General features: G+C 67.7%; 14 protein-coding genes and 1 pseudogene. 4 read left to right on the top strand and 11 right to left on the bottom strand.

What is annotated here, in order from left to right:
• The first annotated feature begins 129 nt into the window (after positions 1–129).
• On the top strand, positions 130–885 hold the full coding sequence (locus PGN27_RS00620; protein ID WP_335324336.1) for a TVP38/TMEM64 family protein: 756 nt from the start codon (positions 130–132) through the stop codon (positions 883–885).
• 1 nt (position 886) lies between these two features.
• On the opposite strand, the gene PGN27_RS00615 is transcribed toward PGN27_RS00620, so the two are convergent.
• The 3 genes from PGN27_RS00615 to PGN27_RS00605 all read right to left on the bottom strand — a co-directional run bounded on the left by PGN27_RS00615 (position 887) and on the right by PGN27_RS00605 (position 4,115).
• Positions 887–2,257, bottom strand: a complete 1,371-nt coding sequence (locus PGN27_RS00615; protein ID WP_335324335.1) for a hypothetical protein — start codon at positions 2,255–2,257, stop codon at positions 887–889.
• 138 nt (positions 2,258–2,395) lie between these two features.
• Positions 2,396–3,616: an SPFH domain-containing protein gene (locus PGN27_RS00610; protein WP_335324334.1), complete on the bottom strand. Its 1,221-nt coding sequence runs from the start codon at positions 3,614–3,616 to the stop codon at positions 2,396–2,398.
• Between the two features lie 67 nt (positions 3,617–3,683).
• Complete coding sequence (locus tag PGN27_RS00605; protein ID WP_335324333.1) at positions 3,684–4,115, bottom strand: NfeD family protein; 432 nt, start codon at positions 4,113–4,115, stop codon at positions 3,684–3,686.
• 57 nt (positions 4,116–4,172) lie between these two features.
• Here PGN27_RS00605 and PGN27_RS00600 point away from each other — a divergent pair, with 57 nt between their 5' ends.
• The gene (locus PGN27_RS00600) at positions 4,173–5,021 is read left to right on the top strand and encodes an Rv1486c family protein (protein WP_335324332.1); all 849 of its coding nucleotides are present in this window, start codon (positions 4,173–4,175) and stop codon (positions 5,019–5,021) included.
• Between the two features lie 12 nt (positions 5,022–5,033).
• On the opposite strand, the gene PGN27_RS00595 is transcribed toward PGN27_RS00600, so the two are convergent.
• Positions 5,034–6,020: an amidohydrolase family protein gene (locus PGN27_RS00595; RefSeq protein WP_335324331.1), complete on the bottom strand. Its 987-nt coding sequence runs from the start codon at positions 6,018–6,020 to the stop codon at positions 5,034–5,036.
• A 72-nt stretch (positions 6,021–6,092) separates the two neighbouring features.
• Between PGN27_RS00595 and PGN27_RS00590 the strand changes: the two genes are divergently transcribed.
• The gene (locus PGN27_RS00590) at positions 6,093–6,536 is read left to right on the top strand and encodes a MarR family winged helix-turn-helix transcriptional regulator (RefSeq protein WP_335324330.1); all 444 of its coding nucleotides are present in this window, start codon (positions 6,093–6,095) and stop codon (positions 6,534–6,536) included.
• A gap of 18 nt (positions 6,537–6,554) precedes the next feature.
• On the opposite strand, the gene PGN27_RS00585 is transcribed toward PGN27_RS00590, so the two are convergent.
• From PGN27_RS00585 to PGN27_RS00570, 4 genes are all read right to left on the bottom strand, one after another.
• Complete coding sequence (locus tag PGN27_RS00585; protein WP_335324329.1) at positions 6,555–7,634, bottom strand: ferrochelatase; 1,080 nt, start codon at positions 7,632–7,634, stop codon at positions 6,555–6,557.
• A 16-nt stretch (positions 7,635–7,650) separates the two neighbouring features.
• Positions 7,651–8,460: an NADH-dependent enoyl-ACP reductase InhA gene (inhA, locus tag PGN27_RS00580; protein ID WP_335324328.1), complete on the bottom strand. Its 810-nt coding sequence runs from the start codon at positions 8,458–8,460 to the stop codon at positions 7,651–7,653.
• A gap of 43 nt (positions 8,461–8,503) precedes the next feature.
• Entirely contained in the window at positions 8,504–9,259 is a 756-nt protein-coding gene (fabG1, locus tag PGN27_RS00575; RefSeq protein WP_335324327.1) for a 3-oxoacyl-ACP reductase FabG1, read from the bottom strand.
• Positions 9,260–9,325: 66 nt separating this feature from the next.
• A complete protein-coding gene (locus tag PGN27_RS00570) occupies positions 9,326–10,258 on the bottom strand; it encodes an AraC family transcriptional regulator (protein WP_335324326.1) in 933 nt (310 codons plus the stop codon).
• 141 nt (positions 10,259–10,399) lie between these two features.
• Here PGN27_RS00570 and PGN27_RS00565 point away from each other — a divergent pair, with 141 nt between their 5' ends.
• On the top strand, positions 10,400–11,476 hold the full coding sequence (locus tag PGN27_RS00565) for an aldo/keto reductase (protein WP_335324325.1): 1,077 nt from the start codon (positions 10,400–10,402) through the stop codon (positions 11,474–11,476).
• Here PGN27_RS00565 and PGN27_RS00560 read toward each other — a convergent pair.
• From PGN27_RS00560 to moxR1, 3 genes and pseudogenes are all read right to left on the bottom strand, one after another.
• Positions 11,473–12,480 carry a VWA domain-containing protein gene (locus PGN27_RS00560; protein WP_019513144.1) on the bottom strand — a complete coding sequence of 336 codons (1,008 nt, stop codon included), beginning with the start codon at positions 12,478–12,480 and terminating at the stop codon, positions 11,473–11,475. The genes PGN27_RS00565 and PGN27_RS00560 overlap by 4 nt on opposite strands.
• Positions 12,481–12,520: 40 nt before the next feature.
• Positions 12,521–13,472, bottom strand: a pseudogene (locus PGN27_RS00555) (DUF58 domain-containing protein).
• Positions 13,469–14,605 (bottom strand): chaperone MoxR1, encoded by a 1,137-nt coding sequence (gene moxR1, locus PGN27_RS00550; protein ID WP_335324324.1) that lies wholly within the window; start codon positions 14,603–14,605, stop codon positions 13,469–13,471. The pseudogene PGN27_RS00555 and the gene moxR1 overlap by 4 nt, the downstream one beginning before the upstream one ends.
• Between the last annotated feature and the right edge of the window lie 9 nt (positions 14,606–14,614).

The raw sequence follows: 14,614 nt of genomic DNA, 5'->3' as shown, positions 1-14,614 counted from the left end.
GGGCGGGTGAACTCCCCATGAGGCTAAATGATCGTTACCACCCCTTCGTGCAGTGGGCAGGCTCGGTCACCCGATCGGACGGCCGTGGTGGCAGACGCCACTGCGCCGCGCCCCGTAGGGTTGGAACACGTGAAACCCGTCGTCAGCACGCTGCGCACGGTCGCAGCCACGCTGGCGGGCACCGCGGCACAGATGCCGCGCCGGCGAGTCCTCGGGATCGCCGCCACCATTGTGATTCTCGTCGCAGTCGCCCTGCTGGTGCCACTGCCGACGGCCATGCAGATGCGCGAATGGGCCACTGCCGCCGGTCCGTGGTTTCCCCTCGCGTTTTTCGCCGCCCATACCGTCATGACGGTGTTCCCTTTTCCCCGAACGGCTTTCACACTGTCGGCCGGGCTGTTGTTCGGGCCGTTGCTCGGGATCGGCCTCGCGGTGGTGGCCAGCACGCTGAGCGCGGTGATCGCCGTCGTACTGGTGCGCGCGGCCGGGTGGCAGTTGAGCCGGCTCGTGAGTCACCCCAGGGTGGACGCGCTCGACGCACGACTGCGGGAACGGGGCTGGGTGACGGTGCTGTCGATGCGGATGATCCCGGCAGTACCGTTCGCGGTGCTCAACTATGCCGCCGGAGCGTCCGCGGTCCGGCTGCTGCCCTATGCGGTGGCCACCCTGGTCGGGGTGATCCCGGGTACCGCGGCCGTGGTCATCCTGGGCGACGCGCTGACCGGCAATGTCAGCCCGCTGCTGTTCCTGGTCTCCGCGTGCACCGCTGCCGTCGGCATCGCAGGCCTTAGCTACGAGATCCGGGCGCACCGACACCACCACGATCGCGATCGCCTGCCGAGCGACAACAGCACCGTCGAGGACGGCGCTCCGCACAACGGCTGACTCAGGCCGCCTTGTCGGAGCGGTCCAGGAACCGCACCACCGCGGGGCTCCCGGTTGCCGCCTTGTGCCGGATACCGCGTGGGATGTGCAGCGCGACCATCGAACCGGAACGCACCACACCGAGCGGACCCGCACCGGCGAAACGCCCGAACCCGGCCACGTGGACGGCCCATCCCGCCTTGGCCTGCCGATAGCCGATACGGATGCCGAGTCCCAGGATCACCAGCAGTCCGCCCACGCCGGGCAGCGCCACCGCCGCGAGCGCGGCCAGTGACAGGGGTAGCAAGACCTCACTCACCGCGCGGTCGAGGAACGAGTCCGGCGCCGAGGAGGTGGCGATACCGCGCAGCCCGACGGGAATCGGGACGGCAGGGGCGGCCGTGCGCAGGGCGACGGTCGTCGGCGACGAGAGCAGCGACGGTTGCGCGGGCATCTCGGTCAGTGGTGTCCCTGCGGGATCTGCGGCCTGCACGGGTGCCAGCATCATGTCGGACAGGTCGGTCGCGGGTGCCATCGGGACCAACCGCGGCGTGGCCGTCACCGGGGCGTCCGGATTCGGGACGACGGGCACGCCCATCAGCGCGCTGATGTCGGCGGGTAGCGCGATGATGGCGCTGACCGAGGTGTTCACCGAGCCCAGCATGGACTCCATCGTGGAGATGACATCGGCGACAGGGTCCTTCGATGTCGGCAGCAGGGCGAGCAACGCCGGCACCGCCGCGACCGTGTCGTGGGTGGAGCCCAGCACGGTGGTCATCGTGTTACCGAAGGTGGCGACCGCGTCGGGCAGGGTGGCGAACGGGAGCGGACGGGCGGGGCGCGTCGGCTTGGGTTGCGGTGTGCCCGACAGCGGCGCGGTACCCGCGACCGGGCTCGGCGCCGGTTCTGGATCCTTCGTGGGCTGGGGCGCCGACGTGAGCGGCGGCACCGACGCGGCGACGGTATCGGTCGCCCCGGCGGTGGCTGTGGGGGCCACGATCCCGATGGCGATCTCGGGAGTGACGTCGGGTGTCGCGTCGGCATCGCCGGGATGCAGGATCAGCTCGTTCTGCTGCTCGATATCGGTGCCGGAGGTACCGGTTCCCGGCTGCGGCCGGGTGTTCGGCGAACCGAGCGTGCCCAGTGTATTGCGGACGTCGCGCAGCGTGTCGCGGATCGAGTCCCGCACCGTGGAACCGAAATCGGTCTGGGTGCGGGTACCGGGCGTCGGCGCGGTTCCGGTGGAACCACCCGAGCCCACCGAGGACGTTCCGCCCGAGCCCCCGCCGGAGGGACCGTCGTCGGCCATCGCGATCGCAGCCGGACCACCGATGAGCAATGCCGCCGACAGCACGCATGCACCCAGTGCGCCGGGCACGCACACTCTCGTCATAGCGCCGCCATTTCGTCCTCTGACCGACCCAGGGCCAAGTCCACCATCAGCAACCCGTCAATATGCCATTAGACCACGCATGCCGCCCTCAAGCAGCAAAAATTGTACGCGGGCGTCAACTGTGGGCTCGGGGTGCGGTCATGGCGCGCGGTGCTGCGCACCCTGCTGCTGTGGCTGCGGGGAATCGACCGCCGCTTCGCCGAGTGCCGGCGACGGCGTCGGCGCGCTCACCGAGGCAGCCCCCAGCGGTGGCACCGGATTTCGCGCTTCGGCCTCGGCCTTGGCAACCGCCTGGGCGATGGCCGGATCGGTCTCGGTGGAGAACCAGTCGGCGATCTCCTCGGCCTCCTCCTCATCTGATTTGGCGGGACTGTCCTCCACCGGCGACGGGGTGTACCGGAACACGCCGTCCTCCCCCGGCGCGCCGAGCAGCTTGGTGAAGCCCTGCAGAGCCGAGCCGAAATCGCTGGGTACCAACCACACCTTGTTGGCTTCGCCCTTGGCCATCTGCGGCAGCGTCTGCAGGTATTGGTAGGCCAACATCTCCGGGGTCGGACGGCCGTTCTTGATCGCGGCGAACGTCTTCTCGATGGCCTTCGCCTGGCCCTGGGCCTGCAGATAGGCGGCGGCCCGTTCGCCCTGGGCACGCAGCATGCGGGATTGCCGGTCGGCCTCGGCCGCCAGGATCGCGGCCTGCTTGGCACCCTCGGCCGCCAGGATCTGCGCCTGCTTCTGGCCTTCGGCGGCCTTGATGGCCGCCTCACGACTGCCCTCGGCGGTGAGGATCATGGCGCGCTTCTCGCGGTCGGCGCGCATCTGCTTCTCCATCGAGTCCTGGATGGAAGGCGGTGGGTCGATGCTGCGCAGTTCGACGCGGGCCACCCGCAGACCCCACCGGCCGGTGGCCTCGTCGAGCACCCCGCGCAGCTGACCGTTGATCGAGTCACGCGAGGTCAGCGTCTGCTCAAGGGTCATGCCGCCGACGACGTTGCGCAGCGTCGTGGTGGTGAGCTGCTCGACGCCGACGATGTAGTTGCTGATCTGGTAGACCGCCGCCTGCGGGTTGGTGACCTGGAAGTAGACGACGGTGTCGATATTGACCGTCAGGTTGTCCTCGGTGATCACCGGTTGCGGCGGAAAGGACACCACCCGCTCACGGAGGTCCACCCGGGCCCTGATCTTGTCGACGAACGGCAGCAGGAGCGTGAGCTGACCCGACACCGTCTTGCTGTAGCGGCCCAGGCGTTCGATGACCGCCGCCTCTGCCTGCGGGATCAGCGCCACCGATTTCGCGACGATGATCACCGCGAAGATCACCAGCACCGCCAGCAGTACCAATCCGGCAATCGCACCGTCCATCAGATCCCCCTCCGGGTTCGGCTTTCTGGTCCAGACGACTGTGGCGTCCTGGACCGGGTGTTGCAGGTCAGACGATCTTGGCGACCACCGCGGTGGCGCCGTCGATGTGCACGACGGTCACCTGGTCCCCACTTTCGAACACATCGTTGTCGTTGAGTGGACGCGCCGTCCACACCTCACCGTCCAGCTTGACCTGGCCGGCATCGCGCGACACCGCAGCCAGCACCAGCGCGGCGCGACCCTCCAGAGCCTTGGCCGGATCGGGCAAGCCGACTCCGGAGAGCATCCGGCGTTTCAGCGCGGGGCGCACCACTGCCAACAGCAGCACCGAGACGACGAGGAACACCGCACCGTCGGCCCAGATCGGCCAGTCGAAGACGAAGCTCGAGCCGGCCGCGGCCAGCGCACCGCCGCTGAGCATGAGCAGGAACATGTCACCGGTGAGGGCTTCTGCTCCTGCCAGTCCCAGGGCCGCGACCAGCCAGATCCATGCGGGCATGTTCCCAGCCTAGCGAATCCGGCCGTTCCGGCAGGCGACAACTACACTGCGGAAACTATGTGGTGCCCGAGTGCTTCGCTGACGGTATGGGTCAACGCCTGGCTTGCGGGCGTTGCCGCCCCCGACGATGTGCTCGATGCGTTATCGCAATGGGCGCCAAAGCATTCCGTGACCGCCTACGATTCGGTAGCGGCCGGCAATACGGGGCTCCCCTGGCCGGATCTCAACCATTCCGGCACGATGTCGCTGCTGCAGACGATGCGCACGGCGGCCGGTCCGGCGACCGGGAGCCCGGCGGTGGCGTTGATACTTCCGGTACCGGGCGATGTGCGCGGCCTCCCGCCGGACACCCAGTTCCAGCGCGACGCGGTCACGATGGGCGAGGCCATCATCGTCGGCACCCAGCCCGGCCGATCGGTCGGGCTGGTGCCCGAGTACGCCTACGAGGACATCGATGATCCCGACTACGAACCCGATCCGGTGTCGCTGGCGTGGACGGTCTACTCCGTACCCGCACCCGTGGTGCTCGAACATCACGATCTCGGCGAGGCCGAGTACACACTTCGGTCCGCGGTGCGCTCGGCGGCCGACGCACTGAGCGCGTTGAGCGCGGGCATCGGCGTCGCCGATATCGACGATCCGCGGGGCATGGTCGAGCAGCTGCTTGAGGCGACCCGCTTGCACCGGTTGCCCGACCACACCCCCGAGCGGGCGCTGCGGGTGCTGGAGAACGCGGCGCATATCGATGCCATCATCACGGCCAGTTCGGGCCTGATCCCGATCGGGCTGCAGACCAGTTCGGAGGTCCAGATCGCCTCGGACACATTACGACCGCTGGCCACGGTGGTGCGCACGGCCAGGTTGGCCGCGATCAGCGCGATCCTCTACTCGGCCTGGCGGCGCTGATCGCCGACCCGGCTATCCCAGTCCGAAGACCTGCTCGGCGTTGCGGTGCGCGATCGCGTGCCGGTCATCGTCGCCGATGGCGAGCCCTTCGAGGAAGCCCCGGGTCTTCTCCAGCGGTAGGTAGGGGTAGTCGGCCGACCAGATGACCCGGTCGAGGCCGACGGTTCGGGCAATGAACTCCACATGGGCGTCGTAGAACATGCCACTGGGTGTGACCCAGACATGGCGGCGGTAGGTGTCGCCGATCGTAGCCGAGAGTCCGGTGACGGTAGGTGGCATCACATCGTCGAGCCGCTGCAGGAAATTGGGGACCATCTCACCCCAGTGCCCGCTGACGACCTGCAGGTTCGGGTATTTCTCGAAGGCGCCCGAAAGAATAAGCCGCACAACGTGAACGCCGGCCTCGTGATGCCAACCCCACCCACCGAGCGAGAGTTGCGCCGTGACCGCAGGCGCGAACCCGGCGTAGTAGGACCGCTGGACCTCGGGCATCGGATCGTAGGGATGGACGTAGAGCGGAACACCCAGCGCGTCGAGTTTCGCCAGGATGGGCGCGTACCGCGCCTCGTCGAGAAAGCCCGGGCCGGGCCTGCCGACGATGAGGACCCCGTTGAGGCCGAGTTCTCGCACGGCGCGATCCAGTTCGTCGACGGCGGCGCCCGGCACCTGCCATGGCAGTAGGGCCAGGCCGCCGAATCTGCCCGGGTGGGACGACACCGCCTCGGCGAGGCGGTCATTGGCCGCCGCCGCCAGCGCGACAGCGCCGACCTCGGGAACCAGCTGGACCGGAGAGCTGTAGGACAGGATCTGCATGTCGATACCGTGGGCATCCATCTCCGCGATGCGACCGGTGGCGAAATCGGCGAGACGCCGGTCCGTCGGTGACGCTTCGCCGGATTCCTGGGCAGCCATATAGGGCGCCTCGCGCTGCAGCGCGGGCTGTGCCTGCGCCACGATGTCGCCGTCCATGATGTGTTCTTCGACGCAGATCAGTTTCATCTCGGTCATCCTCCCTTTCGCCCGCCAGTGTATCAGCATGCTGATACTGAACAGCTCACTTATAATGAACATGTGGCGGACTACACACAACGGCTCGTATGGCTGATCAGGCGCGCTGAATTGGCTACGCAGCAGGCCAGGGAGCGCGTACTGCAACGGCATGGCATCACCGGAGCACAGCACGCGGCCCTGACCGTCATCGACCTGCGCGACGGGATCACCTCAGCCGAGTTGGCCCGGCAATGCTTTGTGACCGCGCAGACGATGAACGGCACGGTCAGCCGACTGGCGGCGGCCGGACTCATCGAGCGCACCGCCCATCACATGCATCGAAAACTGATCGAGCTGCACCTGACCACGGCCGGCCGGGAGACATTCCTGCGCGCAGACGCCGCCATGGCCGCATTCGACGACGAACTAGCCGCAGCTCTGCCCGCCGCGACACTGCCCGCCGTGAAGTCGGCGCTTGTCGAGCTTGCCGAGCGGGCCGACACGATGTCGGCGACGCCGGACTGACCGCCGGCCGGGTACCGCTCAGCGCGTGGCCGGATCCGAGCCGGGGCGCCCCGGCTGATCAGGAGCCGGGACACACGCCGGGGTGCAGAAGGATCCGTTGAGGCTGTTTCCGTAACCGGGAACCGGTTGGGGTCCGACGACCCTGGCCGGTGCCTGCTCGGTCTGCAGCTCGTCGATGAGGCCGACGACCAGTTCGGCGAAGCGGCGCTGAGCGTTCGGGGTGGTGGCCCGGGCCAGCGCCACCCCCGCCGCCTCGGCCTGCTCGGCAAGTTCGCTGTCCAGATCCCAGATGACCTCGATGTGGTCGGCGACGAAACCGATCGGGCAGACGATCACCGCATCGACCCCGCGCTCGACGAGCACCTCCAGGTGGTCACCGACGTCGGGTTCCAGCCACGGCACCTGTGGCGGGCCCGACCGGGACTGCCAGACCAGATCGAAATCCTCATAACCGGCCGCGGCCGCGACCAGCCGCGAGGCGTACCCCACCTGCCGCTCATAGAGGTCCTGGCCGCACCGGTTGGCGGCCCGCAACGGGATGGAGTGCGCGGTGAACACCAGCCGCGCCCCCGCGCGCCGCTCGGCGGGCAGGCTCTCGGCGGCGTCGGCGATGGCGTCGGCGAACATCGCGACGAACAGCGGATGATCGAAGTACTGGCGCAGTTTGACCAGTTCGGGCGCCGGACCGTTCCCGTCATCGGGGACCGCGGACCGCGCCCTGGCGATGTCCTCCTGGTACTGCGCGCATCCCGAGTAGCCACCCCATGCCGATGTCGAGAACACCGCGGCACGGCGAACACCGTTGTCGCGCATCGCCGTAACAGCGTCTTCGACGAACGGCTCCCAGTTGCGGTTGCCGAAGTACACCGGCAGGTCGCGTCCCTGATCGGCGAGCACGTCCTCGATCTGCTCGATGAGCGCTCGGTTGATGCCGTTGATCGGCGAGACCCCACCGAAGTGGTGGTAATGCTCGGCGACCGCCGCCAACCGCTCCGGCGGGATTCCCCGACCGCGGGTGACGTTCTCCAGGAACGGCATCACCTGGTCGTGCCCCTCCGGCCCACCGAAGGACAGCAGCAGCAGCGCGTCAAAGTGCATGGGGTTGCACGCCTTCCTACAGCAGCTGGGTGCTGGCGCCGCCGTCGGCGTAGATGATGGTCCCGGTGGTGGCCGGCAGCCAGTCCGAGAGCAGGGCGCAGACGGTCTTGGCCACCGGGGTCGGGTCCTTCATGTTCCAGCCGACGGGAGCGCGCTGGTCCCAGCCCTCTTCCAGCAGTCGCATCTGGTCACCGGCCTCGGCACCGAGCGCACCGCCGACGATGGCGCTCATCGCGAGCGTGCGGATCGGGCCTGCGGCAACAAGATTCGAGCGGACACCGAACGGACCCGCCTCCCGGGCGACGAATCGGTTGACCGATTCCAGGGCACTCTTGGCGACCGTCATCCAGTTGTAGGCGGGCATCGCGCGCGTCGGGTCGAAGTCCATACCGACGATGCTGCCGCCGCTGTTCATCACCGGCAGGGTGGCCTTGGCCAGCGAGGCATACGAGTAGGCCGAGATGTGGATGCCCTTGGCGACGTCCTCGTAGGGCGCGTCGAAGAACGGGTTGACGCCCATACCGGTCTGCGGCATGAAACCGATCGAATGCACCACGCCGTCGAGCTTGTTGCCCTCGCCGATCACCTCGGTGATCCGGCCTGCCAGCGAATCGAGATGCTCGGTGTTCTGCACGTCGAGCTCCAGCAGCGGTGCCGGATTGGGCAGCCGGTCGGCGATGCGCTGGATCAGCTTCATCCGGTCGAACCCGGTCAGCACCAGTTCGGCGCCGGCCTCCTGGGCCTGCTTGGCGATGTGGAACGCGATCGAACTGTCGGTGATGATCCCCGTGACGAGGATGCGCTTGCCCTGCAGAAGTCCTGTCATGTCCTGGTTTCCTTTTCTCGTGGCGTGCCGCGGCGGTAGGTCTCTAGTGACCCATTCCCATACCGCCGTCGACGGGGATGACCGCGCCGGCGATGTATCCCGCGTCCTCGGACGCCAGGAAGCTGACCGCGCCCGCGACATCGGCGGCGGTGCCGACGCGCTTGGCGGGGATGAATTCCAATGCCCCGGCCTGGATGCGCTCATCGAGCGCGCGGGTCATCTCGGTGTCGATATAGCCCGGGGCAACGACATTGGCTGTCACGCCCGCCTTGGACAGCTCACGCGAGATCGACCGCGCCATTCCGATCAGGCCGGCCTTGGCGGCCGCGTAGTTGGCCTGGTTGCCGATACCCCACATACCCGATACCGAGCCGATGTAGATGATGCGGCCGAAACGGTTGCGCTGCATGCTGCGCGACGCCCGCTGGGTGACCCGGAATGCGCCGGTCAGGTTGGCGTTGATGACCTCGGTGAAACGCTCCTCGGTCATCCGCATCAGGAACGCGTCCTTGGAGATACCGGCATTGGACACCAGCACCTCGACGGGCCCCTGGTGCTCCTCGACCTCCTTGAAGGCCCGGTCGATCGCGTCGTTGTCGGTCACATCGCAGACCACACCGAACAACCCGTCGGGGGCACCGGATCCGCGGTGGGTGATGGCCACCTTGTGACCGTCGGCGGCCAGCCGCTGGGCGATGGCCAGACCGATACCGCGGTTGCCGCCGGTGACCAGCACCGAGCGGGACACGAATGGGGGACGGCCGACCGGGGTCGCTTCGGTAGCAGCGCTCTCACTCATGTAGGCCAACTTAGTGCCTGACTTGCGCAGTCCCGAAATCGCATCACCATGGCCGATCACGGCCGATCACGGCAGCAGCGGGGCAGGCGCACTCCCCCGGGCCATATCCCGTCGCGGCGGCGCACCGAACATCCGGCGGTATTCCCGGCTGAACTGGGTGGGGCTGTCGTAGCCGACCAGGTGTCCGACACCGGCCACATCGCCGGCATCAGCCGCCAGCATCGCCCGAGCCTGCTGAAGCCTGATCCGCTTCTGGAACTGCAGCGGGCTCATCGACGCGACGGCACGGAAGTGCCGGTGAAACGACGAAGGACTCATCCCGGCCAGTGCCGCGAGGTCGGCGATGCGCAGTGGCTCGGCATAGTTGTCGCGAATCCAGCGGATGGTCCCGTTGATGTGTGCCGCAACCCCGCCGGTGGTGCCGATCCGCGCCACCAGTGCTCCATGCGGCCCGGTGAGCAGTCGCCACAGGATCTCTTTTTCGACGAGCGGGCCGAGCACGGCGGCGTCCTCGGGATGCTCCACCATTCGACTCAGCCGCAGCACCGCGTCGAGCAGCGCGGGTTCGGCAGGTCCGCTGGCCATTGCCGGGCCCGCCGGGCCGCTGACGTCTGCCCGATGTAGCCGACCACGATCGGCGAGCAGCAGTTCGGCGATCGCGGCCGGGCGTAGCACCATACCGACACCGAGCGCCGGAGTGTCGGCATCGGCGCCGACGAAGTGCCCGCTCACGGGAAGGTCGGCGGCCACCACGAGGATGTCGCCGCTGCGGTAATCGATCATCTGGTCACCGAGCAGGATCCGCTTGGCCCCCTGCACCATGACCACGAGCAGCGGCTCGGTCAGTGAGTACTCCGGCTCCGACGTGTCGACACGGGAGAACAGCAGCCCGTCGATCGTCGTCGTCATCGACGCCACCGCGTGCGTGTCCACCAGCCGGCCGAGCTCGGACAGCGAGGCTGCGGTGTTGCTCTCGGATGTCATGCCCTCGGCGGTCATGCTCTCAGCGAATCACGAACAGCACGATTAGACCAATATTGAGCGGATCGGGCAGGAATCAGATCGGATCGGCCTACCGCTGGACCGCGCAGTCACGGTTGCATCAGAAGGGAAATCACCAATCCGATCAAGGAGATCCCGATGTCACTCGACCACTACGTCACCCTCGGCCGTTCCGGCCTGCGTGTCAGCCCATTTGCATTGGGAGCCATGACCTTCGGTGAAGATGCCGGTGGCGCCGGCTGCAGCACGGAGGAAGCCTCGGCCATCATCTCCAGCTATCTCGACCACGGCGGCAACTTCGTCGACACAGCCAACTTCTACACCAACGGACACTCCGAGAAGATCCTCGGTGACTACTTCGCCGCCCACCCGAACCGGCGTGATCGTGTCATCCTGGCCACCAAGTTCTTCACCAACATGTTCCCCGGCGATCCCAATGGTGGGGGCGCGGGCAGGCGCTCGATCATCGCCCAACTCGAGGAGAGTCTGCGCCGGCTGCGCACGGACCACATCGACCTTTACTGGTTGCACAACTGGGACCGGCACACCCCCATCGAGGAGACCATGCGCACCCTCGACGACCTCGTGCGCGCGGGCAAGATCCGGTACCTGGGCTTCTCCAATATCCCGGCCTGGGTGACCGCGCAAGCCCAGACGCGGGCACTGCTGCAGGGCTGGACGCCACTGGTGGCCCTTCAGATCGGCTATTCGCTGCTCAATCGCGGGGTCGAGGCCGAAGTGGCCCCGCTCGCGCTCGACCAGGGCCTGGCGCTGGTGCCGTGGAGCCCGCTGCAGAACGGCTTCCTGTCCGGCAAGTACCGCCGCGGGGCACAGGTTCACGACTCGGCCCGTGCCGCCTTCGTCGGCGGTCCGACCGAGGATGAGTTCGACGTCATCGAGGCCGTCGGCGAGGTCGCCGATGAGCTGGGCACCACCTCGGCCGCCGTCGCGCTGGCCTGGCTGCGCGCCCGGCCCGGGACCGTCGTGCCGATCCTCGGCGCACGCCGGCTCGACCATCTCCAGACCAACCTGGCCGGGCTCGATATCGAACTGACGCAGGAACAGGTGCACCGGTTGGACGCGGTGTCCGATCCCGGACTGCGCCCGGCGGTGGAACCCGAACTGCTGGCCGCGCTGCAGTTCGCCGGCGCAACGGTCGACGGTCACCGCTCGGGTGAGTACCCGCCGCTGGCGGCCGGCACCGTCCGCTACTAGCCGGGTAGCCGGCGGTTGATCAGCAGCGCCGCCAGTGCGGCCAGCGCGAGCACCAGTGCGCCGAGGCGCAGCCAGCCGACACTGGCATCGCCCTTCATGGTCTCGTACCCGATCTGCTCCTGCAGCGAGCTGAACACCGCCTTGAGCTGTTCCAGGCTGGAGGCGGTGAAGGCCTCGCCCCCGGAGAGTTCGGCGATCTTGGCCAACATCTCGTCATCGACCGGAACCGGTTGGCGCTGTTCGTTGATCTCGACATAGCCGTACGGCGTGCCGAAGGACACCGTCGAGATCGGCACACCCTGGTCCTTGGCGGTGCGCGCGGCGGTATAGGCGCCCTTGGGGTTGTCCGGATTCGACGGCACCGTCTCCTTACCGTCGCTCATCAGCACGATGCGCGCGGGCGGGGGCTCGTCACCGCCGCCGATCACCGCACCGACGGTGGCGATCGCCTGCAGCGCGGTGAAGATGCCCTCGCCGGTGGCGGTGCGATCGGCCAACTGAAGCTTGTCGATACCGTTCTTGGTGGCCTCGCGGTTGGTCGTCGGGGAGACCAAGACCGTGGCGGTACCCGCGTAGGCGATGAGACCGAGGTTGATGCCCGGGGTCAGCTGATCGGCGAACTGCTTGGCCGCCTCCTGGGCGGCAACCAGCCTGCTGGGCGCCACATCGGTGGCCCGCATGGACTGCGAGACGTCGATGACGAGCATGACCACGGCGCGGTTGCGCGGGATGCGAACGTCATTGGTCGGACCGGCCATCGCGACGGTCAGCAGGGTCAGCGCGGCGATGAGCAGGATGGCGGGCAGATGCCGCCACCTACTCGGCTGCTTGGGCGCCACCCGCTCCAGCAGTTCCATGTTGGCGAACCGCAGGATCCGCTGTTTACGCGCCCGCTGCACCACGATGTAGAGGACGACAAGGCCCAGCACCGCGAGCAGGAACAAAAAGAACCATTTGTGTTCGAAACCCGACAGGCTCATCGGCCCGAGCAACGGCAATGTCATGTGTGCCTAGTCATTTCAGTATTGATGTGCCTCAACCACGCTACCGCCCACCCGCCATGGCACCCCGGCGCCTGTCCGCGACGAAGCGCACCACATCGGCAATCCAGTCCCCGTCGGTGCGCAACGTGAGCAGCGGCGCATCGCAGCGGCGCAGCGTGCGGGCGACCTCGGCGCGGTGCGCGGCCGAGGCCCTGGCGAAATCGTCGCGCAGCTTCTCATCGATGGTGAATTCGCGGGTGACCCCGGATTCGGTGTCCTGAAGGACGACATCGCCGACATCGGGCAGCTCGACATCACGGGGATCGATGATCTCGATGCCCAGCACCTCATGTCGGCCGGAGATGGCCCGCAACGGCCGCATCCAGTCGATGGGTCCGAGGAAGTCACTGATGATGACGGCCATGCCCCGCCGACGCTCCGGTCGCCGCAACGCGTCGATGGCACCCGCGAGGTCACCGCGCACACCCAGCGGCGCCTGCGGTGTTGTCGCGATGGCGCGCAACAACTCCTGCTCGTGCAATCGGCCCGACAGCGCGGGCACCCGTTTCATCGTCTCGCCATTGGAGATCACCGCGCCGATCCGGTTGCCACCACCGCTGTTGAGAAACGTGATGGCCGCCGCCGCGGCGACCGCCAGATCCCGCTTCTCACAGCCGGTCGTGCCGAAGTCCAGGCTGGACGAAACGTCCACCACCAACCAGGTTTCCAACTCCCGGTCGGCGATCATCTGCCGCACATGTGGCTGGGTGGTGCGTGCGGTGACCGACCAGTCCATCCGGCGGACATCGTCGCCGGGCTGGTACATCCGGGACTCCCCCGGCTCGGAACCCGGACCGGGAATCAGGCCGAGGTGGTCACCGTGCAGCACACCGTCGAGCTTGCGGCGCACCGTGAGCTCTAGTTTGCGCAGCGCCGCACTCAGTGCGGGGGTCGCGGATCTCGCCGCGCTTGAGCGAGGGCAGGTCGACCGCGCGCCTGCCGGTCCCGGTCACCGACCGCCGGCCGCCGCCGCGGCGGGCACCCCGGGAGGCGCCGAGTTACCCTGCTGCGGAATGGCATTGACCTGCGGGAGACCGACGGTCTGCATGATCCGGTTGATCACGGTCTCCGACGAGACCTCGTCGGCCAGCGCGTCATAGGTGAGCACCAGACGGTGCCGCAGCACATCCGGGATCACCTCGACGACGTCCTGAGGGATGACATAGTCACGGCCGCGCACGAGCGCAAGGGCCCGCGATGCCGAGATGATGCCGAGCGAGGCGCGCGGTGAAGCACCATAGGCGATCCAGGACTTCGCGTCGGGCATGCCGAACTTCTCCGGCTCGCGGGTCGCGGTGACGATGCGCACCACGTAGTCGACCAGCGCGTGGTGCACGAAGTTGTTGGCGGCCACCTCCTGCAACCGCAGCAGGTCACCGGTGTTCAGGATCTGCTTGGGCTCAGGCGGTTTCACGCCCATCCGGTAGATGATCTCGCGCTCTTCCTCCGGCGACGGGTAGTCGACGTTGAGTTTGAACAGGAAGCGGTCGCGCTGGGCCTCGGGCAGCTGGTACACGCCCTCCTGCTCGATCGGGTTCTGGGTGGCCATCACCAGGAACGGCGTCGGCAGCGGGAAGGTCTTTCCACCGATGGAGATCTTGCGCTCGGCCATGACCTCGAGCAGCGCGGACTGCACCTTTGCGGGCGCACGGTTGATCTCATCGGCGAGCAGGAAGTTCACCACGACCGGACCGAGTTCGATATCGAACTCCTCCTGGCCCTGGCGGTAGATGCGGGTGCCGACGATATCGGTGGGCACCAGGTCCGGCGTGAACTGGATGCGGGCGAAGGTTCCGCCGACCACCTTGGCGAAGGTCTCCACGGCGAGCGTCTTGGCCACACCCGGAACGCCCTCCAGGAGCACGTGGCCCTTGGCGAGCAACCCGACGAGCATGCGCTCGACCAGTCGGTCCTGACCGACGATGATGCGCTTGACCTCGAAGATCGCGCGCTCGAGGGCGTGCACCTCCTGCTGCAGGCCGGAACCCGCGGGCGGTGCGCTCTGCGTGCCGGGCGGGTAGCCCTGCGTCGGGGCCGGGCCTTGATAGCCTCCGGCGCCCTGCGGCGGCCCACTCGGTGACGTCATCTAGCTTCC

Origin of the sequence: Mycolicibacterium neoaurum (genome assembly GCF_036946495.1) — a bacterium.
Classification (GTDB): Bacteria; Actinomycetota; Actinomycetes; order Mycobacteriales; family Mycobacteriaceae; genus Mycobacterium; species Mycobacterium neoaurum_B.
This window is presented reverse-complemented; position numbering and strand designations above follow the sequence as displayed.

Coding starts and splice junctions, on each gene's coding strand:
- PGN27_RS00600 (WP_335324332.1), top strand. CDS start 4,173: ATGTGGTGCCCGAGTGCTTCGCTGACGGTATGGGTCAACGCCTGGCTT.
- PGN27_RS00605 (WP_335324333.1), bottom strand. CDS start 4,115: ATGCCCGCATGGATCTGGCTGGTCGCGGCCCTGGGACTGGCAGGAGCA.
- PGN27_RS00560 (WP_019513144.1), bottom strand. CDS start 12,480: ATGACATTGCCGTTGCTCGGGCCGATGAGCCTGTCGGGTTTCGAACAC.
- PGN27_RS00570 (WP_335324326.1), bottom strand. CDS start 10,258: ATGACCGCCGAGGGCATGACATCCGAGAGCAACACCGCAGCCTCGCTG.
- moxR1 (WP_335324324.1), bottom strand. CDS start 14,605: ATGACGTCACCGAGTGGGCCGCCGCAGGGCGCCGGAGGCTATCAAGGC.
- fabG1 (WP_335324327.1), bottom strand. CDS start 9,259: ATGAGTGAGAGCGCTGCTACCGAAGCGACCCCGGTCGGCCGTCCCCCA.
- inhA (WP_335324328.1), bottom strand. CDS start 8,460: ATGACAGGACTTCTGCAGGGCAAGCGCATCCTCGTCACGGGGATCATC.
- PGN27_RS00565 (WP_335324325.1), top strand. CDS start 10,400: ATGTCACTCGACCACTACGTCACCCTCGGCCGTTCCGGCCTGCGTGTC.
- PGN27_RS00615 (WP_335324335.1), bottom strand. CDS start 2,257: ATGACGAGAGTGTGCGTGCCCGGCGCACTGGGTGCATGCGTGCTGTCG.
- PGN27_RS00610 (WP_335324334.1), bottom strand. CDS start 3,616: ATGGACGGTGCGATTGCCGGATTGGTACTGCTGGCGGTGCTGGTGATC.
- PGN27_RS00585 (WP_335324329.1), bottom strand. CDS start 7,634: ATGCACTTTGACGCGCTGCTGCTGCTGTCCTTCGGTGGGCCGGAGGGG.
- PGN27_RS00595 (WP_335324331.1), bottom strand. CDS start 6,020: ATGAAACTGATCTGCGTCGAAGAACACATCATGGACGGCGACATCGTG.